This window comes from Acetobacterium sp. KB-1 (assembly GCF_003260995.1).
In the GTDB taxonomy this organism is placed as follows: Bacteria; Bacillota; Clostridia; order Eubacteriales; family Eubacteriaceae; genus Acetobacterium; species Acetobacterium carbinolicum.
Map to the genome: position 1 here is coordinate 623,623 of NZ_CP030040.1, position 24,039 is coordinate 647,661.

A 24,039-nucleotide genomic window follows, 5' to 3' on the forward strand; every position below is an offset into this window, starting at 1 on the left:
AAAAAAGGGCGGAATACTCCGCCCTAAATTATTTTCTTAAGCCTAATCTTTGGATTAGTTCTCGATATCGATTGATATCTTTGTTTTTAAGATAAGTTAATAATCGTCGTCGCTGTCCTACCAGTTTCAGTAGACCGCGTCGTGAGTGATGATCTTTTTTATGAATTTGAAGATGTCCATTAAGATCATTGATTCGTTCAGTTAATAGTGCAACTTGAACCTCTGGGGAACCAGTGTCACCTTCATGTGTCTTGTAGTCTTCGACGACCTGTGCTTTTAATTCTTTACTAATCATTTAAAATCTCCTTGTTTTTTAATTTAGCCGTAAACCGAGTATTTTGTAGGAGCTTCAAAAAACTAAGTGAACGGTAATAACTTAATGAGTATATCATAAGTATTTATCGTTGTAAATATATTATTCAATGAATCTTTTTCTGATCGTGTCAATATCCATTTTAATCTGCGTGATTAAATCATCAATCGATTCAAATTTTATTTCATCTCTAATTTTTTCCTTGAATTCAATGGTTATCACCTGATTATAGATGTCCTCATCAAAATCATAAATATAAGTTTCAATCGTAAATGGATGCTTTTCAAAGGTCGGATTAAACCCCAAGTTAGTTAACCCGTTTAAACATTTTCCTTTATAATATACCTGAGTATAGTAAACCCCAGTGCTCGGTAAAATTAATTTCTTACTGAGTTTTATATTTGCAGTTGGAATGCCAAATTGGTGGCCAAGCCCCTTCCCTTTTACAACGGTTCCGCTTAATGCATAATTTCGGCCCAGAAAGGTTTTAACCTCATCCACCTGACCACAGCTGATCAGTTCACGAATGAAGGTTGAACTTACTGAATGGGTATTGATGACAAAGGGAGGAAGAATTTCAACTTCAAATCCATATTTTTTTCCTAACTCATTTAATGTCCGTGTTGTCCCTGCACCCTTATAACCAAAATTATAATTGAAACCGACAACAATAACTTTGACATTATACTTTTTTAGCAAATAGTCAGTAATAAATTTCTCTGGGGTTAACTTCATCAGCGTTTCGGTGAAAGGATTCATAAAAACAAAATCAACACCATAATTCCGAATCATGGATTCTTTTTCTTCGTTAGATGTAATCAGCCAGGGCGTGTAATTAGGAAAAATTAATTCGAGGGGATGTTCTTTAAAGGTCATAACCCCAGTTTTAAAGCCGAATCGCTGACCTATTTTTTTAGTTTCTTCAAGCAATGCCCGGTGCCCTAGATGAACGCCGTCAAAAAAGCCCAGTGCTAAAACAATTTCTTCTCCATGATAAGTTTCTATCGTCATTATTTACCTCACAGTAGTTTTGTCGGTTTAATATAGTTTCCTTCTTCATTTACATGATATCTGCCCATACCGATAAGTTGGTCACCATCATATAAGCGCAGGGTTTCCCCAGGGTAAAAATCATCGAGAGCTTCATGAACATTCCATTGAAAAAGCTTATTTCCATTGAGTAGGAACTTACGACCTTGCTCCGTTGCCCGTACCAATTGATAACGTTCAAGAGAATACTCCAGCGGATAGAAAAAAAGTTCATTCTGATTTCGATTGTTTATTTCTTCTATTTCAGCCAAGGTTACCGCATCATTAATGCTGAAACGACCAACTCGATGACGAATCAGATTTCCCATACATCCCAAGGTCCCCAGAGCGCTCCCAATATCACGGCACAGGGAACGAATATAGGTACCCTTGGAACAGGTTACCATAATTCTGGCTTTTTGGGTATCAGCACTGAATTTGAGTAAACTGATCTTCGCAATATGAATGTCCCGTTCCGGTATTTCCACCGATTCGCCATTTCTGGCATAGTGATACAGTTTTTTTCCATTCACCCGAATAGCTGAATAGATAGGCGGTTTCTGGCGTATATCACCGATGAATTTGTTCAAAATACGCTCAAAATCATCGCGATTGATCCGTCGATGGTTTTCACTGATAACCGTCCCTGATAGATCACAGGTATCAGTTTCTATTCCCAAGATAACTTCCGCTTCATAAACCTTTTCATAATCGGTGATATATTCAACCATTTTGGTGGCTTGGCCGACACATAAAACAAGAACACCCTGGGCATCAGGATCCAGGGTTCCGGTATGACCGATTTTTTTAGTTTTTAAAATCTTGCGCGCTTTAAAGACTACATCATGAGAAGTCATCCCTTTTTCTTTGTAGACATTAAGATAGCCACTATAACTTTTAATTTTCTCCATTTTGACTCTCATAAACTGCCATCAGATCATGCTTGAGTTCATTAATGTCACCACTAAAATTAAAGCCTGCTGCTCGTTCATGCCCTCCGCCACCGTATTTTAAAGCCACTTCATGAATATCATAGGGGTATTTAGCACGCAAAGAAACCCGATACTCGCCCAGATCAATTTCTTTTAAAAGTGCTGTTATTGAAACCCCAATCGTATTCTGCCCCAAATTAGCAACATCGTCAGTAATATTTATTGTACCGCCAAACTTCGAAATTGTATCATGATTTAAGATCATCATAGCAATGGGCATACTATCCAAGATTTCTAATGAATGAATGGCAGCCCCGGTCATTTTCATCTGATCAATATTTTTCTGTGTATGAAGTCTTTTAGAAAGATGGGCATAATTATTTTTGATGCCATATAATTCACTGGCAATTAAATGGGTATCTACAGTTACATTGGAAAATTGAAAGCTTCCGGTATCTGTTGTAATGCCAGTAAAAACTGCATCAGCCATTTCTTCATCAAATACCACATGTAAGCCCTTTAAAATTCGAAAAACAATTTCTGCGGTCGCTCCGGTAATTTCAACAAAGTTAAGATCACCATAATGGGCATTACTCGTATGATGATCAATAACCAGTTTTGTTTTAGTAACCGGCATTTCAGCAGGCAAAAAGGCAAAACTAGGGCTGGAACAGTCTAAAATTATTATGACATCATAACGATCTTGTAAGGACCGGTTAAAACACTGAACTTCGTCAAAGAAAACGAGTTTGTCTTCAAGAGGAAGCTCAATATAATAATCAACGGTTTTATTTAGTTGCTTCAAGCCCTTTCCCATCGCGACTGCTGAGCCAATTGCATCGCCATCCGGTTTTTGGTGCAGCAGAATTAAAAAGGATTGATTGTCCCGTAAGCAATTTAATATTTCATCAGGAATCTTCTTCATTCGAGTCCTTCGCTTCTTTATTGTCCTTCAAACTTTTTAAAATCGATTCAATATGCATACCATATTCAATGGAGTTGTCAATTTCAAAGCTCAGGGAAGGTACGGAATGAACCGTAATTACCTGTCCCAAGCTCGATCTGAGAAAACTCCTGGCATTATTTAGTAATTCGAGAACGATCTTTTTCTGAGCTTCATCTCCAAATATACTGACATAAACGGTTGCGGTCTTTAAGTCTGAGGCAGCTTTAACCCTGGTGATGCTCACATTACTGTCTTTGATACGAGTGTCTTTCAATTTGTGTATAATGATCAAACTCAATTCTCTTTGAATTAAACCATTAATTTTTTCATTTCGATGAGATGCCATTATGTTTATCTCCTTCACGGAAAGATAGGCGTTCACTTATCTTTCAATTTTTTCCATCGTAAATGCTTCAATGTTATCGCCAACTTTTAAATCGTTGTATTTTTCGATACCAATTCCACATTCATATCCGGTGCTAACTTCCTTAACATCATCTTTAAATCGTTTTAATGAGGCGATTTTTCCCTCCAGGACAACAATTCCATCGCGGATAATGCGGATTTCATCATTTCGGTTAATTTTTCCTTCGGTAATGTAACAGCCGGCAATAGTCCCAATGCTTGGGATTTTAAATACTTCTCGTATTTCAGCATTCCCCATGACCTTTTCTCGGAATTCAGGAGCCAGCATGCCTTCCATAGCCTTTTTAATATCCTCAACGGCATCATAAATAACTCGATAGAGGCGAATGTCCACTTCTTCTGTTTCAGCCAGTTTCACAGCATTTTTATCTGGTCTGACATTAAAGCCAATGACAATCGCGTTTGAGGTGGCCGCTAACATTACATCCGTTTCGTTGATAGCGCCGACAGCACCATGGATAATATTAATCCGAACCGCTTCATTATCCAGTTTTTCCAGTGATTGTTTAATGGCTTCAATGGAACCCTGAACGTCGGCTTTAATAATAACATTAACATCCTGAATATTGCCGTCCTGAATCTGACTAAACAAATCGTCAAGAGAAATATTAGAACGTCGCTGGCGTTCGCCTTTTTGCATTTCTTTCCGCTTTTCAGCCAATTGACGGGCTTCTTTTTCATTCTCAAGCACGATAAAATCGTCCCCCGCCGCTGGAATATCAGAAAGGCCCGATATTTCTACTGGTGTGGATGGACCGGCTTTCTTTAGTCGCTTACCCTTATCATCAATCATTGTTCGGATCTTACCGTGAGTAGTTCCTGAGATAATAGAATCACCAACATGTAAGGTTCCCTGTTGAACAAGTAAGGTTGCAACCGAACCTTTTCCACGCTTTATCTGGGATTCAATGACACTTCCTCTCGCTTCACGACCAGGATCTGCAGTCAATTCTTCCATTTCAGACATCATGATAATCATTTCTAACAAGGATTCTATACCTTCGCCGGTTTTTGCAGAAACGTTAACGGCTATGGTTTCGCCGCCCCATTCTTCAACAACAAGGTGGTATTTGGTCAATTCCTGTTTAACCCGCTCTGGATCAGCTCCAGGTTTGTCAATTTTATTGATGGCAACCAGGATGGGAACTCCAGCAGCCTTGGCATGGTTGATCGCTTCAACCGTTTGAGGCATAACGCCATCGTCGGCTGCTACGACCAGGACCGCGATATCTGTGATTTGCGCCCCTCGAGACCGCATTGCCGTAAATGCCTCATGTCCCGGCGTATCGATCACAGTAATGGCATGGTTTTTAATATTAACCGTGTAAGCACCGATGTGTTGAGTGATACCACCAGCTTCGCCGGCGATAACATTTGCTTTGCGGATTCGATCAAGAAGTGATGTTTTACCGTGATCAACATGTCCCATGACGGTTACAACCGGTGGTCGAGGAATCAGATTATCACTTTCTTCTTCATCGTATTCTTCCAGAATTTTAGAAACGACATCTTCAATTTTAATCGCCTCAACTTCAAAACCTAACTCTGCTGCAACGATCGCAGCTGTTTCAAAATCAATTTCCTGATTAATGCTGACCATGGTACCTGCGAGCATTAAAGTTTTAATGACTTCGGTAGCACTTATTTCAAGAATATCGGCTAGCTCACCAACGGTTAAAATCTCAGGTATTTCAAATGTCTGATTTAACTGAACGGATTTCTTTTTTTCATCTTTAATTCGTTTGTAAACACTTCTAGCAGTCTTTTCTTTTTTACTATGGTCTCTGACCTTTGGTTGCTGACTCTGATTGCTTGAAACGGGTCTTTTTTTATCGTCTGTTCTTTTCGGCACATTGCCCCCTGTTTTTTGTTGGTTTTTTTGTGGTGGTTTTGTTGATTTAGGCTGTTTTTTTATATCCGTACTTGTTTTTGGGGTAACCTGACTCGTTTTTGCAGTCTCAGCAGTCTTGACCGATTCTTTTTTCTTCTCTGGTTCTCGCTCTGCTAGATACTTATCTTTATCGAATTTCTTTTCAAATTCAGTAATTTGTTGATCAGTCAGGGCGCTCATATGGTTTTTTACAGGAATATTGTGCTTATTTAAAATAGCTACGAAATCTTTACTGGGAATATTATATTTTTTTGCTAAATCGTATACTCTTAATTTTGACATATTATTCCTCCCTTCAATATTTAATTATTTCATTTGTTTTTTCTCTGACAGTTGCTGCCGAACAGTCTCGACAACATCACTTTCTACTTTTCTTTTAAATGCCCGTTCCAGGTAATTTTTGTTCAGGAATTGATCCACACATGCTTCGGACTTGCACACATAGGCACCACGTCCATTTGCTTTACCAGTGGGATCAAAAAAAATTTCTCCAGATTTATCTGATACGATCCTAAATAAGTCGCGTTTATCAAATTTCAAATGGCAGATAACACAGGTTCTCTGTGGAATTTTTTTCATTGTACCTCCCCGACATTGTTCATCTAAGTATTATAGCATAAAAAAGCTATATTATTGATTAAACCTTTAGTTTTCAAGATCTGAAGTATCTTCAAGTATGGGCTCTTGATCTACAATTGATCCATCTAAAACTTCCAATTCTTCAGCAGATTCCAACTCTTCTTTTAGTTCTAGTAATATATCATCTAATTCTCGGTTTTCTTCTTGAGGAACTTTATGTTGATTCACATAATCGATTTTACTCTTGATATCAATTTTCCAGCCGGTTAGTTTAGCTGCCAGTCGGACATTCTGTCCTTCTTTTCCAATAGCCAGCGATAACTGGTAATCATCGACAATAGCAATTGCTGTTTTATCTTCTTTATTTGCTATAATTTCGACCACTTTAGCGGGACTCAAGGCATTGGATAAATACTCTTCGATATTATCACTCCATTTAATCACATCGATTTTCTCGCCCTGGAGCTCATTGATAATATTCTGCACCCGAACCCCTTTTTGCCCCACACAGGAACCAACCGGATCAATGCTTGGGTCATTAGCTTTGACCGCTACCTTTGTTCTGGAACCTGCTTCTCTGGAAATGGATACAATATCGACAATGCCGTCGAATATTTCAGGAACTTCAGATTCAAACAAGCGTTTCACCAAGCCCGGATGGGTCCGGGATACATTTACCTGTGGACCCTTGGTTGTTTTCTTGACCATCAGCAGGTAAACTTTTAGTCGCTGATTCAGTGTATATTTCTCTCCGGTTGTCTGCTCTGAAGGCAGCATCACCGCCTCAAGTTTTCCAACCTCAACATAAACGATACTCTTTTCAATCCGTTTGATAATGCCAGTTAGTACTTCATCTTGTCGCTTGAGATAATCATCATAGATGATATTGCGCTCAGCTTCTTTAATTCGTTGAATGATAAGTTGTTTAGCATTTTGAGCGGCAATTCGTCCAAAATCTCTGGGTCTGACTTCTTTTCTGAAAAAATCACCAACAGCATAGTTGCTGTCAACTTCACGGGCTTTTTCCAAAGAAATCTGACTGTGATCATTTTCGGGAACTTCAACAATTTCTTTTAATGCAAATACCTGAATATCACCATTTTCCCGGTCAATATTAATCTCAACGTTATGGGAGTTACCATAATTTTTTTTGTATGCTGTGGTAATGGCAGCTTCAATTGCTTGAATTAGTTCTTCTTTATCAATCGATTTTTCTTCTTGAATTACATCCAGAGCACGTATAAACTCCTGATTCATATTGATTTTCTCCGCCTTCCGTATTATTCAGCTGATGGAAGAGGTTTGAAATTCAACTCATCCAACCGATTTGCTTTCGCGATTTTACTATTGTCCAGTGTCAGCATTTCACCTGTTTCCAATTCAAGGGTTAATTGCTCATTATTATATGATTTTAAGATCCCCTCGATGTCTTTTTTTCCATCTAGTGGGGCGAAAAGGTGGATGGCAATTTTCTTATTAAGATTTGCCAGAAAATGTTTTTCTTTTTTTAAAGGTCGATCCATACCTGGTGAAGATACTTCCAAAAAATAACTTTGTTCAATGGGATCCTTTTCGTCGAGCAATTCACTGATTTGTCGGCTGACTATTTCACAATCGTCTAATGAAATTCCATTTTCGGAATCAATAAAAAGGGTTAGACACCAGTCTTTTCCCTTTTTATCAAAAGTCAGATCTGTTAATTCATAACCAAGCGATTCTACCGCTGGTGCAGTTAATTCTTCCAAGAAGAACTCTTTCGATACTTTTTTCATACTTATTCCTTTTCATTTATTTTTATTCTAAATCATTTAGGGACGATTTTTTATATTTTTAATCATTATTGATGCCTACTCGAAAAATAGTTAAGAGTGGGTCTCCCCACTCTTAATGAAATACTATATAATTGAATAAACAATTAAATAAATCATATCCCGAAAAACACTTAAACTTCTAAAATTTCTGCTTCTTTTTCTTTTAGAATGGTTTCAATGTTTTTAATCTCGTCGTCCGTTACCTTCTGAATTTCTTTTTCACCTTGTTTTAAATCATCTTCGGTGATCAGTCCTTCTTTTTGACCGTCTTTCAATTCTTGAATGGCGTGTCTGCGGATATTTCGCATCGCAACCTTACACTCTTCACCGTATTTTTTTACCAGCTTAACAAGTTCTTTTCGCCGTTCTTCAGTTAATTGGGGAATTAGCAATCGAATGATCTTTCCATCATTTGAAGGATTAAAACCTAAATCTGACTTTAAAATACCTTTTTCAATAGCTGGGATAGCCGTAGCATCATAAGGTTGAACAACGATCATTCTCGCTTCAGGGGTACTTATATTTGCTAATTGATTTAAACCCGTGGGCGAACCATAATAATCTACCATTACCTTATCAAGAATCCGCGGATTTGCCCGTCCTGCCCGTAAGCTGCCAAGACTCTCATTAAGGTTTTTTAGTGCCTTATCCATTTTTTCATTTGCTGTTGCTTTAATCTCATTTACCATCTTCTACACCTCCTGAATAATTGTTCCGATTTTTTCGCCCATGATCGCACGTAAAATATTTTTCGGTTCATTTAAACCAAACACTAGAATAGGAATGTGATTATCCATACATAAGGAAGTTGCTGTCGAATCCATAACCTTCAGACCTTGATTAAGCACATCAATGTATGATAATTCAGAATAGCGTATTGCATCAGGGTTAACCAGCGGGTCAGAATCGTATACTGCATCTATGCTTTTCGCAAGAAGAATTATTTCAGCATCAATTTCAGCCGCTCTCAGTGCTGCGGTTGTGTCGGTTGTGAAAAAGGGATTTCCGGTGCCACAGGCAAAAATGACAACTCTTCTTTTTTCGAGATGACGAACTGCTTTTCTGCGGATATAAGGCTCTGCAATTTGCTTCATTTCGATAGCTGTCTGAACACGCACAGGTACTTCCATTTCTTCCAGAACATCTTGTAAACCAAGCGCATTAATGCAGGTGGCAAGCATTCCCATGTAGTCTGCGGTGGATTTATCCATACCTTCACCACTTCGTCCCCGCCAAAAATTACCGCCGCCCACAACAATGGCAATTTCAACTCCCAACTCAAAAACTTCTTTGATCTGGCAGCATATTGATTGTACCGTTGGAGTATCGATACCATGACCAGCGTTGCCTGCTAATGCTTCACCGCTTAATTTTATGATGACACGTTTGTATTTCGGTTCCAAAAAGACTCCCCCCTTCATTTTCTATATTATATCGTAACTGTCTACAATTTACAATCTTATCAACGGTAAAAAAAGAACACGAATGTGTTCTTTTTAAGCGTTTATGCGTTTAATTGCTTCGCTACTTCTTCGGCAAAATTTTCTTCTTTTTTCTCTAAACCTTCACCCATCTGGAATCGGGCAAATCGTCTGATTTTAACATTTTCGCCGATAGTCATGATTTGTTCCTTAACCAGATCTTCAATCGTCAGGTCCGGATTTTTAACAAAAGGTTGTTCCAAAAGACAGATTTCTTTATAATACTTACTGACACGACCTTCTACCATTTTATCAACGATCTTTTCTGGTTTACCTTCATTTAAAGCTTGAGCGCGAAGAATTTCTTTTTCTTTTTCAATTTCATCGCTAGGCACTTCTTCTTTGGTCACATATAGTGGGTTGGCAGCTGCAATGTGCATCGCTACGTCTTTAACAAAGGTTTTAAATCCTTCATTTTTTGCAACGAAATCAGTTTCGCAGTTCACTTCCACAAGAACGCCGATTTTTCCACCCATGTGAATATATGACTCAACGATACCTTCCGCGGCAACACGACCCGCTTTTTTGTTGGTTGCTGCCAGTCCTTTTTCTCTTAAAAAGATCATCGCGTCTTCGATATTTCCATCTGTTTCAACTAAGGCTTTTTTGCAGTCCATCATACCGGCACCGCTTTTAGCTCTTAATTCTTTTACTAATTTTGCGTCCACTTTTTTCCTCCTGATCGTAATTATAAATTATTCTACTTCGGTAACTACAGCAACTTCTTCAACAACTTCAACTTCGACGACAACTTCTTCGACAACTGGAGCTGCTACTGGCGCTACAACAATTTCTTCTTCGACTTGCTCGCCCTGACGTCCTTCAATAATTGCATCTGAAATAACAGAAAGGATTAAAGCAACTGCGCGGATCGCATCATCATTACCAGGAATGATGTAGTCAATTTCATCAGGATCACAGTTTGTATCGACAATTCCAATAATTGGAATACCTAGTTTTTTAGCTTCTGCGATAGCAATTCTTTCTTTTTTAGTATCAATAACAAAAATAGCTCCTGGAACACCCTTCATATCTTTGATGCCACCCAGGAATTTTTGTAATTTTTCACGTTGACGTTTTAGTTTAATAACTTCTTTTTTAGGTAGAAGTGCATAAGTACCATCTTCTTCCATTTGTTCGAGTTCATTTAATCGGTCAATTCGTTTGCTGATGGTACCAAAGTTTGTTAAGGTTCCACCTAACCACCGATGATTAACACAGTAGCTTCCACTGCGCTTTGCTTCTCGTTCAATACTGGTCTGAGCTTGTTTTTTTGTACCGACAAAAAGAATTTCTTCTCCGTTTTCAGCCAGCTCTTTGACAAAGTTATAAGCTTTTTCGATTCTCTTCACAGTTTGTTGTAAATCAATGATATAAATACCATTTCTTTCTGTGAAAATATACGGAGCCATTTTCGGATTCCATCGTCGTGTCTGGTGTCCAAAATGCACCCCTGCTTCTAATAATTGCTTCATTGAAACACATGCCATAATTTATTCCTCCTTGGTTTTTCCTCCATCCTCATCAATCAAGAACATCGACCTTAAAACAGGCACCTGATGTCTCTCAGAGAATGTGTGTAATACATACCCAAATATAATAGCACAATCATTCAAATTGAGCAAGTTTTATTTTGAGTAAGTTTTTTTATTCAAAGTAAATATTTTTGGTAATTTTCCCGTTTGTCAGATATATTGAACACACTTTCAACATAGTTCATGTCAATTTTAAAATCGTCCTGTTCATAATCTGAAGCATAGAAAGATATTTCTTCCAATAGTTTTTCCATAACCGTATGCAGTCGCCGGGCACCAATATTTTCATCATCTTCATTTTGAAGATAAGCAATCTTGGCAATATGTTTAACTGCGTCCTCCTCAAAAATAAGATTGACATCCTCTGTTCGTATGAGTTCCTGATATTGCTTAATTACTGAATTTTCAGTATGGGTTAGAATCTGGATAAAGTCTTCTTCTGTCAAGCTGTCAAGATGGACACTAATGGGAAAACGACCCTGAAGCTCAGGAATCATGTCTGATATCTTTGAAACATGAAAGGCCCCAGCCCCAATAAATAAAATAAAATCCGTTTTAATCGGACCATATTTTGTATTGACGGTGCTTCCCTCAACAATCGGTAGGATATCACGCTGGACGCCTTCTCTTGAAACATCCGGTCCATGATTATTACTATTTCCGATAATTTTGTCAATTTCGTCAATAAATATGATGCCATTCTGTTCGGCATCCTTGACACCCAATTCATTAACCTGATCCATATCGATAAGTTTCTGGGCTTCCTGATTGATCAGTATTTTTCGGGCCTCGGAAATTTTCACGTTCTTCTTCTTTTTCTTCTGGGGCATAAAATCACCCAGGATATCATTCATATTAAAAGACATACTATCATTGTTCATGCCCTGCATAACACCAATGGTCTTCGATCCATCGTCATCTACTTCAATTTCGATGATCTGGTCTTCTAACTGGCCCGCTTCTAATTCTTTTGACAAAGCTTCACGTTTTTCTTTTTTTGTTTTTTCCTTTTCGCCATCGACTTCCAATTCGGATTGTGTGGGTGCCGTAGATGGCGAAGGTTTCATAAAAATGTCAAAGGGTGTTTTTAAGGTTTCTTTAATTTTTTTTGAAGGAACCAGCGTATCAAGAATGATTTTATTGGCATTCTTTTGGGCTTCAGCATATACCTCTTTCATTTTTTCCTGTTGAACATTTCTGATCGATGTCGTGACAAGATCGCGAACCATGGATTCGACATCGCGACCGACATAGCCGACTTCGGTAAATTTTGTAGCTTCAACCTTGATAAACGGCGCTTTTACCAGTTTTGCCATTCTTCTGGCAATTTCTGTTTTCCCCACCCCGGTAGGTCCGATTAAGATAATATTCTTGGGCGTAAATTCATCAATCAGATCCATCGGCAGAAGTGATCGACGATAACGGTTTCTGATAGCTACTGCCACAGCTTTTTTAGCTGATTCCTGGCCAATAATATAGCGGTTTAATTCAGTAACAATTTTTTTAGGTGTTAATTCTTTCATAATCACTCTTCCGTTTCTATAATACTTCAACAGAAATATTATTATTTGTGAACACACATATTTCTGAGGCGATTTTCAGTGATTCATAAACCATTTCTTCGGCACAAAGATTTGAATGGTTTTTTAGCGCTCGAGCTGCCGCAAGGGCATAAGATCCGCCAGAACCGATAGCGGCCACATCATCATCTGGCTCAATGACTTCCCCATTTCCTGATAAGACCAGGGTTTCTGTTTCGTCCATAACAATTAACAGTGCTTCAAGCTTTCTGAGAATTTTGTCCGAACGCCATTCTTTTGCCAATTCTACTGCCGACCGTTTCAGATTGCCATTATACTGTTCGACCTTATGCTCAAATTTCTCACAGAGAGTGAATGCATCAGCAACTGAGCCGGCAAACCCCACTAAGATTTTATCATTGTAAATTCGTCTGATTTTTGTTGCTTTATTTTTCATAATTGTTTTTTCGCCCATGGTTACCTGACCATCTCCCGCAATGGCAACCTGACCGTTATGGCGTATTCCAACAATGGTTGTTGCATGAAACATATTATTTTCTCGCTTTCCTATTTAATCAAATCGGCTGCTATTGCCCCACTGGTGCTTTATACCCACAGTCTTTTTTATCGCAATAGATCGATTTTCGCTTACCCAAACCTTTTTGAAAAAGTGTTGATCCGCAAACCGGACATTTGTCTGGGATTGGTAAATCCCAATTCATATAGTCACAGTCCGGATAATTGCTACAGGAATAAAAAGTTCGTCCAGTTTTGGAGGTTCGTTTGACAATATCGCCTCCACAGACAGAACAAATGCCACCTGTTTTTTCGAAAAAAGGTTTCGTGTTTTTACATTCCGGAAAACCCGGACATGCTAGAAATCGCCCATATTTCCCTTTTTTTATAACCATCCGTCGTCCACATAATTCACAATCTTCATCAGATTCAGGGTCAGCGATTGTCACAGACTCGGCATTTTCCTGGGCGTTAGTCAGTTCCTTTTCAAAACTTTTATAAAAGTTTTTCAGGAGTTCAATCCAGTCTGTTTCCCCCTCCGAAACTAAATCAAGACGATCTTCCATTTCTGCCGTAAATGAAATATTTACCACATCACTAAAGTATTCTTTCATCAAATGGGTAACCGTAATGCCGAGTTCTGTCGGCTTAAAATGCTTATCTTCAACTTCCACATAATCACGATTTTTAATGGTAGCGATGGTAGGGGAATAGGTGCTAGGCCTACCAATTCCTTTTTCTTCTAATATTTTAACTAATGATGCCTCAGTGTAACGAGCTGGGGGCTTTGTAAATTTTTGTTCTCTAGAAGTCTTAAGTCGAATCAGGTCATCACCTGCGACTAATTCTGGCAAGATGCTATCATCATTCTTGCCAGCATTTTTACCAACCCGGGTAAATCCATCAAACTTTTGGGTTTCACCTTTTGTTTTAAAAATTAGATTACTACAGGCAACATCGACATCAGTCACATAATACTGGGCATCAGCCATTTGACTACAGAGCAGTCGTTCCCATATGAGTTTATATAGTCGATATTGATCAGATTCTAATGAATTTCGAGCTTGTTCTGGCGTTAACATAACCGATGATGGACGTATGGCTTCATGTGCGTCTTGTACATTTTTCTTTTTACTGACTTTTTTTTCATTACCTAAATAATCATCACCAAAATGCTGTCTGACATATTCTTTAGTCTCAGAAATCGCTTCATCCGCTATTCGGGTTGAATCAGTTCGTAAATAGGTAATCAGACCTGTCAATCCGCTGCCTTTTATGTCTACACCTTCATATAGTTGCTGAGCCAGACGCATGGTCCGTTGGGTTGTAAAACCAAGCACCTTGTATGCTTCCTGCTGAAGCGTACTGGTAGTAAAAGGCAGGGGTGGTTTTTGATAGCGCGTTCTCTTTTTGACGTTGCTAACTACACTTTCATTTTCTTCTACAACTTTTTCCAAACGGATAGCATCTTCGGCATTGGTGATGGTCTTCTTCTTACCGTCTTCGGAGTAAAATTTTGAAACAAATGATTTGTCATCATCGTGTTTTTTTAAGAGCAGCTCCAGATTCCAGTATTCCTCCGGAATAAATGCAGCGATTTCCTCTTCCCGATCGACGATAATCCGGGTGACAACTGATTGAACGCGACCGCCACTCAATCCCTTCTTGACCTTTTTCCATAAAAATGGACTAAGTGAATAACCAACCAATCGATCAAGGATCCGTCGCGCTTGCTGCGAATTAACTAGATCAATATCAATCGTTCTTTTGTTTTCAATGGCAGCATTGACAGCCTTCTTAGTAATTTCATGAAACTCAATCCGACATTTCGTATCTAAATCAATTTCAAGAAAATTAGCCATATGCCACGAAATAGCCTCCCCTTCACGATCAGGGTCAGTAGCAAGATAGACCAGATCTGCTTTTTTGGCAGCGGTTTTTAAACTTTTTAACAATTGGGCCTTGCCCCGTATTTTAATATACTCTGGTTTAAAATCTTCTTCTATATTAATACCAATCCGACTTTTGGGCAGGTCGATTACATGTCCCATAGTAGCTTCAACTTCAAATCCTTTTGGTAAATATTTTTTAATCGTTTTAGCTTTTGCCGGTGACTCAACGATAACTAAGGTTTTACTCATTGACTACCTCCTTCTTTCTTAATATTGTGATGTGTATTCTCTAAAATAGCCATATTATAGCAAATAATTCTACTATATACAAAACCTATGCATTCGAATATAACCCATTGTCCTTAAATTAACACAATATTTCCATATTTTATCAGAATAATTTCTTCTATTTCCATCATCGTCAATACACTATTCACGCGGTTGACCGGTAAATCTGAACAAGCTACCAGCGCATCAATCGTCTGATACCCTTTTTTAATAAGGTCTAGAATCAACTGCTCCTCAGGCGTTGCCATTGTTAATCCTGACGACTGGTTATTGAAATTGTTTTTTTTCTCGGCTTGATCAAAAACAATGTAATCCTCGAGAATATCATTCGGCTCAGTAACGAGTTTTGCCCCCTCTTTGAGTAACTGATTTCCACCTGCCCAACTCGTTCCACAGATCTCCCCTGGAATCACATAGATGTTTTTACCTTGCTCTAAAGCATGGTTGACTGTAATCAATGAGCCACTTTTCTTTCTGGCTTCAATCACCAGTATGCCCTGAGAAAGCCCGCTGATGATCCGATTGCGCTGCGGAAAATGGTAAGGTAGTGGCTTCTCGCCTAAATTAAACTCTGAAATAACGAGCGCTTTCTCTGCCATTAGCTCAAAGAGTTTTTTGTTAACCCGAGGATAGCAGATATCGATACCAGTGCCTAATACCCCGATGGTGCTCCCCAGTTCATTGACACTGCTCCAATGACTCTTACCATCAATACCAGTGGCTAAACCGCTGACGATTGTAACGCCACGGGATGAAAGCGACGAAGCGAATAATTTGGCGTATTTTTCACCTGCGACAGTGGGATTCCGGGAGCCGATAATCCCAATCGATAATGGGGCATTCAATAAGGATAGATCGCCCCTGGCATACAGGCCTAAAGGTGGCATATAAAGATTCAACAGCGATTCCGGAAATCCCGGATGACAACGTGGAATTAGCACAATGTTGTTTTTCTTCATATATGACAAATCGTGCTTGGCTTTTTCGAGCGTTCTGATCTGACAAAAATAATCTACCGTCTTCTGGTCCACGATTCGTGTCTTTAAAAGAATTTCAGGGCTTAATGAAAAAATTACTTCAGGAGATGTAAATTGTTCCAGTAGCATATTTTTTTGTTTGATAGACAGTTTTTCAACACCCATAAACCATAGCCAATAAATTAAATCTTCCACGACTCACATTTCCCTTCAAATTAGTTATTCTTTATACTACCACAATTATGATGACAAATAAAACCCTTAACAAACAAAAAACGGCACTGGAGATCAGATCTCAGCGCCGGGTTCTAAAGTTTAATTTTTTTGATTACTCAATCACTTTTAAATTTGTATCAATGTTCTTAGTAACATCTTCTCCAAACCATTTCATTGATATCTCAGTTAGTTTTCCATTTTGTCTTAAGGTGTCTAAAGCTGTGTTTAATTGTTCGTTGAATGCAGTATCCGCTTTTCGAACAGTAATACCGATTGGTTCATTTGACAAAACATCAGAGGAAATAGCGTAGATCTCAGGTTTTAAAGTGGTGTAAAACTGAGCAACACTAATATCTGTCATAATATTATCAATCTGTTTTCCTTCAAGAGCAGCGAAGGCATCAAGCATCGCATCATATTTATTCACAGTATATTCTACATTTTCCTGGGTTTTTAAAGCTTCGGCCGCATAATCGGCAGTGGTTTCAATTTGAACACCAACCGTTTTTCCGGCCAAATCTTTTGGCGTTTCAGCTGGGGTTGCATCCTTGCGTGATACAATTACAATCCCATTGGTAAGATAAGGGTCGGTCATATTAAATCCCGCTAGTCGTTCGTCAGTAATACTGGTCCCCGATAAAACAATGTCATACTGGTTTGCATTAAGACCATTGAAAATTCCATCCCATGCAGTTGGAATCCACTCGATTTCGACCCCAAGTTCATCAGCTAAAGCTTGGCCCAGGTCAATATCGAAGCCGACAAGCTCATTATTTTCATCTCGGAACTCCAGGGGTAAATACATATCGTTTGTTCCGGCGGTCAAAACCCCATCAGCCAATGGATCTTCAGTGTTGGCAGAGTTACTTCCACATCCCGATAAAAACAGTGAAATTCCTAATACAATTGCAATCAGTACATAACTTTTTCTTTTCATTTATTCCTCCTGTAGTATAAACTTTGTCTTTCATTATATTTGGCAACGTATGAAAATTCAAGTATTATTTATTCAAACAAATTAACAGATGGATTCCTGTTTAGTGGATGAGCCCAACTGTTTATTCGTTTTGTTATTTTATTATCGCATTTATCATTCCCGATTTCCTGGTATTAAAAGGACGGACGCTGAGGCGTGACGGACGATATTATGACTGACACTGCCTAAAAATATCTCTTTGATAAACCCCCGTCCCTGAGTTCCCATAACGATCAAAGGAATTTTTTCTTCATTGAGTAGTTTAATGATTTCTGAAGTAGGGGATCCGAAACGTATTTGTATATCAACGCTAACGTTATTCAGCGTCAACAGCTCATCCTTAAGCTTTTGAAGACGATCATGATCAATTTCGTTAAACTCAACCAAGCGATGCAAAAGATAGGGGTTAATTTTCGATTCATCTTGGATATGGAATATCGTTACTTTTTTAAGACCGTTTCTTACCATCTCCTTGACTTGTTCAAATGCGACATCGGCATTTTTAGAAAAATCTGTGGGAAACAAAACATGGCGTATCAGGTTAAAATTGTCCTCCGGTGTTTGCTTTCCATTATTATCACGAATGACCAAAATTGGCTTTACGGCACCATATAAAATATTATACGCAATTCCCCCCAAAAACAGGGAACTGACAATTGAGTGCTTCTCGGCACCAACAACGATCAAAGAATATTGATCTTCCTCCGCAATCTGATTGATTTCATGCTTGATATTACCGGAAATAATCTGTGTTTTAACGGTAAATCCCTGTTCAATTAAAATCGCTGATTGTTGCTTTAGATTTTCATCAAAGATCGATCTTAAATAGGAATTAACACCGGCGTCAACATCCTGAGGGTTAAAACATTGTAAGAGCAAACATTCCTTTGCACCAAGAGACCTCAAACTTCGAATAAACTCCACCATTTCTGAAGATGCATTAGAAACCTCAGAAACAACAATTATTTTATCAAACATATCAACCCTCCATAATTAAAAAATAATCCACCACGCAAATAACTTTATTATCTTTATAACCTTTTTGGAGTTGGTTAAACGATTTTTTATATTTTGATCATTGAAAGCACTTTGATTGTAAAATAAAACCTGATGTAAACATCAGGCTGTTGGTTTGTTTCAATCGGTAAATGATCTTATCGTTCGGTACCAATAAAAAACAGGGCGACTGTCCCCGGGCCGCAATGGGCACCAATGACTGGTTCAATCAGGTGAACCAGAATATCTTCTGTACCAAATTTCTGTTTTATTTTATCAGCCAGATAGAGGGCATCTTCCAGACAATCCCCGTGAGAAATATAAATGGTCTGTCTTTTGGGATCAATGGCGGTTTTTTCCATCTGTTCCAAAAGCACACGAAGAGAATTCTTTCGGCCCCGTACCTTAGATATCGGAATCAAGCGACCATAATCATCCATGTGCATGACCGGTTTAATGCTGAGCACCGTCCCCATGATTGCACTTGAGGCTGACACTCGTCCCCCACGCATCAAAAAAAATAAATCGTCCACAGTAAACCAGTGACAAAGATGCAATCGGTTCTCAATGAGCCAATTATAAACCGAATCAATTGACTGTCCGTCTTCTCGAAGTTTTGCGGCATGGGTTACTAACAGGCCCTCACCAAGGGATGCACCCAGGGTATCGACCGACAAAATTTTAGCATTCGGATACTCTTTTTTCATTTCCTCCAGCACCTGACTACCAGTTTGATAGGTTGCACTGAGGGCAGATGAAAACCCGATATAAAGAAGATCGCTACCTTGGCTGAGAATACGCTCAAATAAATCGCGACAGGTGCCTGAACTCATGCAAGAGGTTGTGATGACTTCTTTATTTCTCATCCGTTTATAAAAATCCGTTAAGTCCGTTCGTTGCCCTTTAACGTAACTCTCATATTCTTCTTCACCGATTCGGTATAAAAGGGATAATATATGCAGGTTATATTGATTGATTAATTCATCTGGCAAATTAGCAGAAGAGTCCGTTACAATTTCAAAACTCATTACTTCAACTCCTTTTTTTAGCGTTGACACCATACTAATACAGAATCAGCGACAAATCAAGCAGAAGCGGTTATTTATATTCCTAAATTTTAATTTGATTCTATACCAAGCAATTATTTAATCACACCTGTATATTTTTATTTTAGTACCTGATTATTCTCGTCTAGCATAAACTTATTAAGCGTTTCCAGATCATCTTCTTCAGCTTTGATCAGCTGCAATGAATTATTCATATTTAGTGTCAACTGAACGAGGTTTTCCCGGTGATTTTTTATAAATTCATTTGAATTTAATGCCTGAATTCTAGCTGCACATTTCTGACTGGCAGTTTTTATGTGCTCATTTAAAGCATCTACCGTATCAGCCAGTTTATTTTTCTCTGCTACTAAATGATTGTTTTCAGTCATTAGTACACTTCTCTCCCGAAGAATATCGTCGTACTGACTTTGTAAGATAGATTTAGCTTCCTGTTTTTGCTCAACAAAAGCGCTTCCCAAATCATTCCCAGTCAGATTTTCTTTTACATAAGTTTCAAGCTCATTATTCAACTCACGCACCATTGTTTTCAATTGATCTAATTGAGCCTTCATTTCCTGGCTTTCCTGTTCATAACTTAGGTATTCCTCAAGTTGCTTTTGTGATTCTCTGGGATCTGTATTGAAAGGTTCAGATTGCTGCGGGTTTTGATTGACGCTCAGTTCACTGATTAACTGACTCAATTCCACATTTTCTCTTTTTAGTTCGTCAATCTGATTTGACATTTCACTTTTTGAACTTTTGCAGAGATTATACATTTCGCCATATTGATCACGCTCCTGTTTTAACATCGTTATCATGGCTGCATATTCTTCAAGCCGATTATTGAAGGATTCCTCAGCACTGCTTAAATTTTCACTTAAATTGTCAATATACTCCGTTACTTGCTTCTTATTGTATCCGCCCATTTCTTTTCCAAAAGATAATTTAGTTTTCGATTTTACGGACTTATCTCTGAGTTCATCTAAGGTTAGTTGTTCGGATTTTTTTGCCATGATTCATCATACCTTTCTAAATTACTGTTTGACAACGAGACGCTGATTGATTTCTAATGAATAGTGCTTACAGGAACCAGACTTCAGCTCCAAGATCCAATATGCTTTTTTGATATGGGGACTAACTTTTCCCGGGTTCATTTCCTGTTCCATATGCAGTATATCTCCGTCCTTTGACAGAAATATCACATCAATCGGAAATTTCATTCCAAAGGTATGAACCTGATTGCATTTTTTTAGTAGCAGTCCCTGGTTTTCAGCCAATCCCGCTGTTCTTAATAAACCGATCAATCGGGTAATAAAACGATCCGCTACTTTCACCTCATCACATAACACCTTATCATTATTTAAAATGCTACAATTTTTCATCTATTATACCCTTTAAGCAAACTGTTTAACAAGCTGTAAAATCGTAGGTCCCAAAAGAACGATAAACAAAACCGGGAGCACGAAAAATACCAGTGGAATCATCATTTTTACCGGTGCTTTCATTGCTTTTTCTTCGGCGCGTTGCCTTCTTTTTATCCGCAATTCTTCCGACTGGGCCTTGAGTACATGATTAATCGGGATCCCTAATTGTTCAGCCTGAATAATTGAGCCCACAAAGGTCTTTAATTCTTCAACCGAATTACGATCAGCCAGACTCTTTAGCGCATCTTTTCGCGGCTTTCCAAAGTTGATTTCGGTATGGACAATATTTAACTCCACCACCAGTACCCCACTTAAACGTTCACCAATTTTAATTAAGGCTGAATCAAAACCCAGCCCAGCTTCCATGGTGACACATAAAATATCCATTATATCCGGTAATTCGTTAGAAATGGCACCTTGACGTTTCTTAATTTTGAGTTTTAAAAAAATCACCGGTAAAACGACCCCTAACAGCATACTAACAAAAACAAATAACAATTCGTTTGCGATATTCCAGCGGGTAAATAAGGTCACAATAAACGCCCCAATAAAAAAGCCTCCAAAAACGACAATCCGAATGGCATTATATTCATTAACGGCAAGTTGCAAACCGGCAAGCTTCAGGTTTGTTTCCGTTTTTTTATTAGTTGCACCGCTTTTTTGGGGAAATAGTGATGATATTTTCTTGATTAGCGATTGATAGACCGGCAGAATAACCCGTTGAAAAAAAGGCTTCTCAAACTCATCATCGAAATCATTTTTAGTTCTTTTTTTAATCGAATTTAGTCTTTTCTTTTTGGTATCAGCGATGCTTGCTTTATTATAAAAAATAATCAGAATCAGCACAAAAAGCAGGGCCGAAACGCTTATTGCTAAAAACATCATTGAATGCCACCTCATTTCAATCATAATTTTATCATTTGACTTAATGCTTAGAATTTGATATTGACAATTTTTCGGATTAACAGGTACCCGATCAGCTCCAGAACCATGGCAACGATAACCATCGCGATACCAAGATTGGATTCAAAGAATATGGTCACATAATCAGGATTGAAAAGCATAAAGACCAGAATAATCACCACCGGCATTAAGCCAACCACAAGACCGGAGGTTCTGGCTGTGGCAGTCAGTACTTTTATCTCATTTTTTATTTTAAACCGCTCCTTGATGGTACCCGAAATATTTGTCAAGATTTCCGAAAGATTACCCCCGGTTTGGCGCTGAATAAGAATCGCTGAAACAATCATCATAAAGTTCTGGCTGCCTATTTTATCTGACAGCCGGGTTAAAGCGGTTTCAATCGAGCTTCCCAACTTTAATTCCTTGACAACCCGGCCAAATTCTTCCGAAATCGGATTTGGCATTTCCGTTGAAATACTGACCAGGGCCTGTTGAAAAGTGAGTCCGGCCTTCAAACAACTGCTCATAATGCTGATGGCATCAATTAGCTGCTGTTCAAACAATTCGACCCGTTTCGCTCTTTTTTTGTTGACATATAAGGGTGGGGCTAATAATCCAAAAACCAATACGATAATTACAAAAATGATATTAGCACCCAGCATAAACAGCAGGGTTGAGGGAACAACGGTCAAGACAAGCCAGAATAGCAGAAATTCTGATGGCCTGATCAGAATTCCCGACATCGACAAGTCGTTTCCCAGTTTTTTAAGAACCTTGTGTTTGGACTTGTCGCGATTTCTTTTAACTTTTTTCAAATTTTCTAAATCTGAATTTCCCTCGCTTGTCATTGCCTCAAATCGCTTTTGCATCTGACGCTGATCGGCAGATATGGCGTACAGTAACAGCAATACCAGAAAGAAAATTGTGATCATAATTAGCAAGGTGACTATTATCGCATTCATTGTATTACCTCGTTAACGTTTCTTTATTCAATAAACCAGTCATCGTTGATCATGACACCATTGTGAGCAATTTTTTCTAAGCATCGGGGTTTTATTCCCATGCTCTTAAACCGGCCCTTAAATTTTCCATCGGTGTCCAATTGTCCTGTCATTTCATAGCTGAAAATGTCCTGCATGACAATTACATCCCCCTCTAATCCAGTGACTTCGGTAATATTGACTACCTTTCGGGTTCCATCGCGGAGCCGCGATTGCTGGATAATGATGTCAATGGCCGAGGTTGTCTGATCCCGGATTGCCCGTAAGGGCAGATCCATTCCTGACATTAAAACCATGGTCTCAATACGCGACAGCGAATCCCGCGGGGTGTTCGCATGGATCGTGGTCAGGGAACCATCATGCCCGGTGTTCATAGCCTGAAGCATATCAATTGTTTCCGCTGATCGGACTTCCCCAACAATGATTCGGTCCGGCCGCATTCGGAGGGCATTAACAACCAATTCCCGAATCGATATCTTGCCTCTTCCTTCCAGGTTGGAGGGGCGGCTTTCTAGCGTGATGACATGATCCTGGATCAACCGCAGTTCAGCCGAGTCTTCAATGGTGATAATCCGTTCGTTATCAGGGATAAAACTGGATAGAACATTCAGCATCGTTGTTTTCCCGCTGCCGGTTCCGCCCGAAACAATGATATTCAGTTTGCCTTTGACACAGGCTTCCAAAAACGATAACATTTTTTTTGAGATCGAACCATAACCCAGCAATTGATCGGTGGTGATCGGTTTTTTTGAGAATTTTCGAATTGTGATGACTGGTCCCACCAACGAAAGCGGCGGAATCACCACATTTACCCGGGAACCGTCTTGCAGCCGGGCATCTACCATCGGGCTTGATTCATCAATGTGCCGGCCCACCGACGAGACAATCCGGTCAATGACATTCATAACATGCTGATTGTCTTTAAAAACGACCTGAGAAAGCTGAATCTTACCATTTTTTTCAATGTACACCCGATTATATCCGTTAACCATAATTTCGGTAATGTCAGGATCATTTAAAAGAACCTCAAGCGGGCCATAACCAATAATCTCATTAAGTAATTCTTCCGTAATGCGGCTGCGATCGAGCCGGTTGACATTCTCCGCTTCAACGGTCATGACATTTTCCAGGATTCTTAATATTTCAATGGCATTTTCTTTGCCGACCTTTTCAACCTTGTTACTGTTGATTTCATTAATCACTTCCTGATGAACTCTGTTCTTCAGATCCTGATGAATGTCAACATGAAAAACTTCCTGTTTTCCTTCTTCCTGGGCCTTGTCTTTTTCTCCCAGCCGTTGTTGTTCCATTCTTTCCAAAAGTCCCATTTTTTACCTCATC

25 protein-coding genes are annotated in these 24,039 nt (G+C 38.8%); all 25 read right to left on the minus strand.

Translation table 11 applies throughout. The features are described 5' to 3' along the window. Positions 1–28: 28 nt before the first annotated feature. On the minus strand, positions 29–295 hold the full coding sequence (gene rpsO, locus DOZ58_RS02925) for a 30S ribosomal protein S15 (RefSeq protein ID WP_111886931.1): 267 nt from the start codon (positions 293–295) through the stop codon (positions 29–31). A 120-nt stretch (positions 296–415) separates the two neighbouring features. Beyond that, positions 416–1,324 carry a bifunctional riboflavin kinase/FAD synthetase gene (locus DOZ58_RS02930; RefSeq protein ID WP_111886932.1) on the minus strand — a complete coding sequence of 303 codons (909 nt, stop codon included), beginning with the start codon at positions 1,322–1,324 and terminating at the stop codon, positions 416–418. Positions 1,325–1,332: 8 nt separating this feature from the next. After that, positions 1,333–2,253, minus strand: coding sequence for a tRNA pseudouridine(55) synthase TruB (gene truB / locus DOZ58_RS02935; protein ID WP_111886933.1), 921 nt, complete (start codon positions 2,251–2,253; stop codon positions 1,333–1,335). Then, entirely contained in the window at positions 2,240–3,199 is a 960-nt protein-coding gene (locus DOZ58_RS02940) for a bifunctional oligoribonuclease/PAP phosphatase NrnA (protein ID WP_111886934.1), read from the minus strand. Before DOZ58_RS02940 ends, truB begins: the two co-directional genes overlap by 14 nt. After that, positions 3,183–3,566 carry a 30S ribosome-binding factor RbfA gene (gene rbfA / locus DOZ58_RS02945; protein ID WP_111886935.1) on the minus strand — a complete coding sequence of 128 codons (384 nt, stop codon included), beginning with the start codon at positions 3,564–3,566 and terminating at the stop codon, positions 3,183–3,185. Before rbfA ends, DOZ58_RS02940 begins: the two co-directional genes overlap by 17 nt. Positions 3,567–3,602: 36 nt before the next feature. Next, positions 3,603–5,819, minus strand: a complete 2,217-nt coding sequence (infB, locus tag DOZ58_RS02950) for a translation initiation factor IF-2 (protein WP_111886936.1) — start codon at positions 5,817–5,819, stop codon at positions 3,603–3,605. Between the two features lie 24 nt (positions 5,820–5,843). Then, a complete protein-coding gene (gene rnpM / locus DOZ58_RS02955) occupies positions 5,844–6,116 on the minus strand; it encodes an RNase P modulator RnpM (protein WP_111886937.1) in 273 nt (90 codons plus the stop codon). Between the two features lie 66 nt (positions 6,117–6,182). After that, entirely contained in the window at positions 6,183–7,373 is a 1,191-nt protein-coding gene (gene nusA / locus DOZ58_RS02960; protein WP_111886938.1) for a transcription termination factor NusA, read from the minus strand. Positions 7,374–7,396: 23 nt separating this feature from the next. After that, on the minus strand, positions 7,397–7,888 hold the full coding sequence (rimP, locus tag DOZ58_RS02965; protein WP_111886939.1) for a ribosome maturation factor RimP: 492 nt from the start codon (positions 7,886–7,888) through the stop codon (positions 7,397–7,399). Positions 7,889–8,058: 170 nt separating this feature from the next. Beyond that, positions 8,059–8,616, minus strand: a complete 558-nt coding sequence (gene frr, locus DOZ58_RS02970) for a ribosome recycling factor (RefSeq protein WP_111886940.1) — start codon at positions 8,614–8,616, stop codon at positions 8,059–8,061. Between the two features lie 3 nt (positions 8,617–8,619). Beyond that, positions 8,620–9,330, minus strand: coding sequence for a UMP kinase (pyrH, locus tag DOZ58_RS02975; RefSeq protein WP_242988587.1), 711 nt, complete (start codon positions 9,328–9,330; stop codon positions 8,620–8,622). A 101-nt stretch (positions 9,331–9,431) separates the two neighbouring features. Beyond that, a complete protein-coding gene (tsf, locus tag DOZ58_RS02980; RefSeq protein WP_111886942.1) occupies positions 9,432–10,076 on the minus strand; it encodes a translation elongation factor Ts in 645 nt (214 codons plus the stop codon). 27 nt (positions 10,077–10,103) lie between these two features. Continuing rightward, positions 10,104–10,898, minus strand: a complete 795-nt coding sequence (rpsB, locus tag DOZ58_RS02985; RefSeq protein ID WP_111886943.1) for a 30S ribosomal protein S2 — start codon at positions 10,896–10,898, stop codon at positions 10,104–10,106. A 161-nt stretch (positions 10,899–11,059) separates the two neighbouring features. Next, the gene (gene hslU / locus DOZ58_RS02990; protein ID WP_111886944.1) at positions 11,060–12,466 is read right to left on the minus strand and encodes an ATP-dependent protease ATPase subunit HslU; all 1,407 of its coding nucleotides are present in this window, start codon (positions 12,464–12,466) and stop codon (positions 11,060–11,062) included. A gap of 16 nt (positions 12,467–12,482) precedes the next feature. Then, a complete protein-coding gene (hslV, locus tag DOZ58_RS02995; protein WP_111886945.1) occupies positions 12,483–13,013 on the minus strand; it encodes an ATP-dependent protease subunit HslV in 531 nt (176 codons plus the stop codon). A 37-nt stretch (positions 13,014–13,050) separates the two neighbouring features. Continuing rightward, positions 13,051–15,120: a type I DNA topoisomerase gene (topA, locus tag DOZ58_RS03000; protein ID WP_111886946.1), complete on the minus strand. Its 2,070-nt coding sequence runs from the start codon at positions 15,118–15,120 to the stop codon at positions 13,051–13,053. Between the two features lie 113 nt (positions 15,121–15,233). Further along, a complete protein-coding gene (dprA, locus tag DOZ58_RS03005) occupies positions 15,234–16,331 on the minus strand; it encodes a DNA-processing protein DprA (RefSeq protein WP_111886947.1) in 1,098 nt (365 codons plus the stop codon). A gap of 133 nt (positions 16,332–16,464) precedes the next feature. After that, positions 16,465–17,289: an ABC transporter substrate-binding protein gene (locus DOZ58_RS03010; RefSeq protein WP_111886948.1), complete on the minus strand. Its 825-nt coding sequence runs from the start codon at positions 17,287–17,289 to the stop codon at positions 16,465–16,467. Between the two features lie 153 nt (positions 17,290–17,442). Next, positions 17,443–18,306 (minus strand): universal stress protein, encoded by an 864-nt coding sequence (locus tag DOZ58_RS03015; RefSeq protein WP_111886949.1) that lies wholly within the window; start codon positions 18,304–18,306, stop codon positions 17,443–17,445. A gap of 176 nt (positions 18,307–18,482) precedes the next feature. Continuing rightward, positions 18,483–19,352, minus strand: a complete 870-nt coding sequence (locus DOZ58_RS03020; protein WP_111886950.1) for a DegV family protein — start codon at positions 19,350–19,352, stop codon at positions 18,483–18,485. A 137-nt stretch (positions 19,353–19,489) separates the two neighbouring features. Further along, positions 19,490–20,383, minus strand: a complete 894-nt coding sequence (locus tag DOZ58_RS03025; protein ID WP_111886951.1) for a hypothetical protein — start codon at positions 20,381–20,383, stop codon at positions 19,490–19,492. 21 nt (positions 20,384–20,404) lie between these two features. After that, the gene (locus DOZ58_RS03030; RefSeq protein ID WP_111886952.1) at positions 20,405–20,752 is read right to left on the minus strand and encodes a DUF192 domain-containing protein; all 348 of its coding nucleotides are present in this window, start codon (positions 20,750–20,752) and stop codon (positions 20,405–20,407) included. 12 nt (positions 20,753–20,764) lie between these two features. Further along, the gene (locus DOZ58_RS03035) at positions 20,765–21,679 is read right to left on the minus strand and encodes a type II secretion system F family protein (protein WP_162624394.1); all 915 of its coding nucleotides are present in this window, start codon (positions 21,677–21,679) and stop codon (positions 20,765–20,767) included. A 47-nt stretch (positions 21,680–21,726) separates the two neighbouring features. After that, positions 21,727–22,659 carry a type II secretion system F family protein gene (locus tag DOZ58_RS03040; RefSeq protein WP_111886954.1) on the minus strand — a complete coding sequence of 311 codons (933 nt, stop codon included), beginning with the start codon at positions 22,657–22,659 and terminating at the stop codon, positions 21,727–21,729. Positions 22,660–22,682: 23 nt separating this feature from the next. Beyond that, complete coding sequence (locus DOZ58_RS03045; protein WP_111886955.1) at positions 22,683–24,026, minus strand: CpaF family protein; 1,344 nt, start codon at positions 24,024–24,026, stop codon at positions 22,683–22,685. Positions 24,027–24,039: the final 13 nt, after the last annotated feature.

Coding starts and splice junctions, on each gene's coding strand:
- hslU (WP_111886944.1), bottom strand. CDS start 12,466: ATGAAAGAATTAACACCTAAAAAAATTGTTACTGAATTAAACCGCTAT.
- rbfA (WP_111886935.1), bottom strand. CDS start 3,566: ATGGCATCTCATCGAAATGAAAAAATTAATGGTTTAATTCAAAGAGAA.
- nusA (WP_111886938.1), bottom strand. CDS start 7,373: ATGAATCAGGAGTTTATACGTGCTCTGGATGTAATTCAAGAAGAAAAA.
- rimP (WP_111886939.1), bottom strand. CDS start 7,888: ATGAAAAAAGTATCGAAAGAGTTCTTCTTGGAAGAATTAACTGCACCA.
- DOZ58_RS02930 (WP_111886932.1), bottom strand. CDS start 1,324: ATGACGATAGAAACTTATCATGGAGAAGAAATTGTTTTAGCACTGGGC.
- infB (WP_111886936.1), bottom strand. CDS start 5,819: ATGTCAAAATTAAGAGTATACGATTTAGCAAAAAAATATAATATTCCC.
- DOZ58_RS03010 (WP_111886948.1), bottom strand. CDS start 17,289: ATGAAAAGAAAAAGTTATGTACTGATTGCAATTGTATTAGGAATTTCA.
- frr (WP_111886940.1), bottom strand. CDS start 8,616: ATGGTAAATGAGATTAAAGCAACAGCAAATGAAAAAATGGATAAGGCA.
- hslV (WP_111886945.1), bottom strand. CDS start 13,013: ATGTTTCATGCAACAACCATTGTTGGAATACGCCATAACGGTCAGGTT.
- rpsB (WP_111886943.1), bottom strand. CDS start 10,898: ATGGCATGTGTTTCAATGAAGCAATTATTAGAAGCAGGGGTGCATTTT.
- DOZ58_RS03040 (WP_111886954.1), bottom strand. CDS start 22,659: ATGAATGCGATAATAGTCACCTTGCTAATTATGATCACAATTTTCTTT.
- DOZ58_RS03020 (WP_111886950.1), bottom strand. CDS start 19,352: ATGAGTTTTGAAATTGTAACGGACTCTTCTGCTAATTTGCCAGATGAA.
- truB (WP_111886933.1), bottom strand. CDS start 2,253: ATGGAGAAAATTAAAAGTTATAGTGGCTATCTTAATGTCTACAAAGAA.
- DOZ58_RS03015 (WP_111886949.1), bottom strand. CDS start 18,306: ATGTTTGATAAAATAATTGTTGTTTCTGAGGTTTCTAATGCATCTTCA.
- rnpM (WP_111886937.1), bottom strand. CDS start 6,116: ATGAAAAAAATTCCACAGAGAACCTGTGTTATCTGCCATTTGAAATTT.
- DOZ58_RS02940 (WP_111886934.1), bottom strand. CDS start 3,199: ATGAAGAAGATTCCTGATGAAATATTAAATTGCTTACGGGACAATCAA.
- DOZ58_RS03025 (WP_111886951.1), bottom strand. CDS start 20,383: ATGGCAAAAAAATCCGAACAACTAACCTTAGATGAACTCAGAGATAAG.
- DOZ58_RS03030 (WP_111886952.1), bottom strand. CDS start 20,752: ATGAAAAATTGTAGCATTTTAAATAATGATAAGGTGTTATGTGATGAG.
- DOZ58_RS03045 (WP_111886955.1), bottom strand. CDS start 24,026: ATGGGACTTTTGGAAAGAATGGAACAACAACGGCTGGGAGAAAAAGAC.
- topA (WP_111886946.1), bottom strand. CDS start 15,120: ATGAGTAAAACCTTAGTTATCGTTGAGTCACCGGCAAAAGCTAAAACG.
- rpsO (WP_111886931.1), bottom strand. CDS start 295: ATGATTAGTAAAGAATTAAAAGCACAGGTCGTCGAAGACTACAAGACA.
- DOZ58_RS03035 (WP_162624394.1), bottom strand. CDS start 21,679: ATGATGTTTTTAGCAATAAGCGTTTCGGCCCTGCTTTTTGTGCTGATT.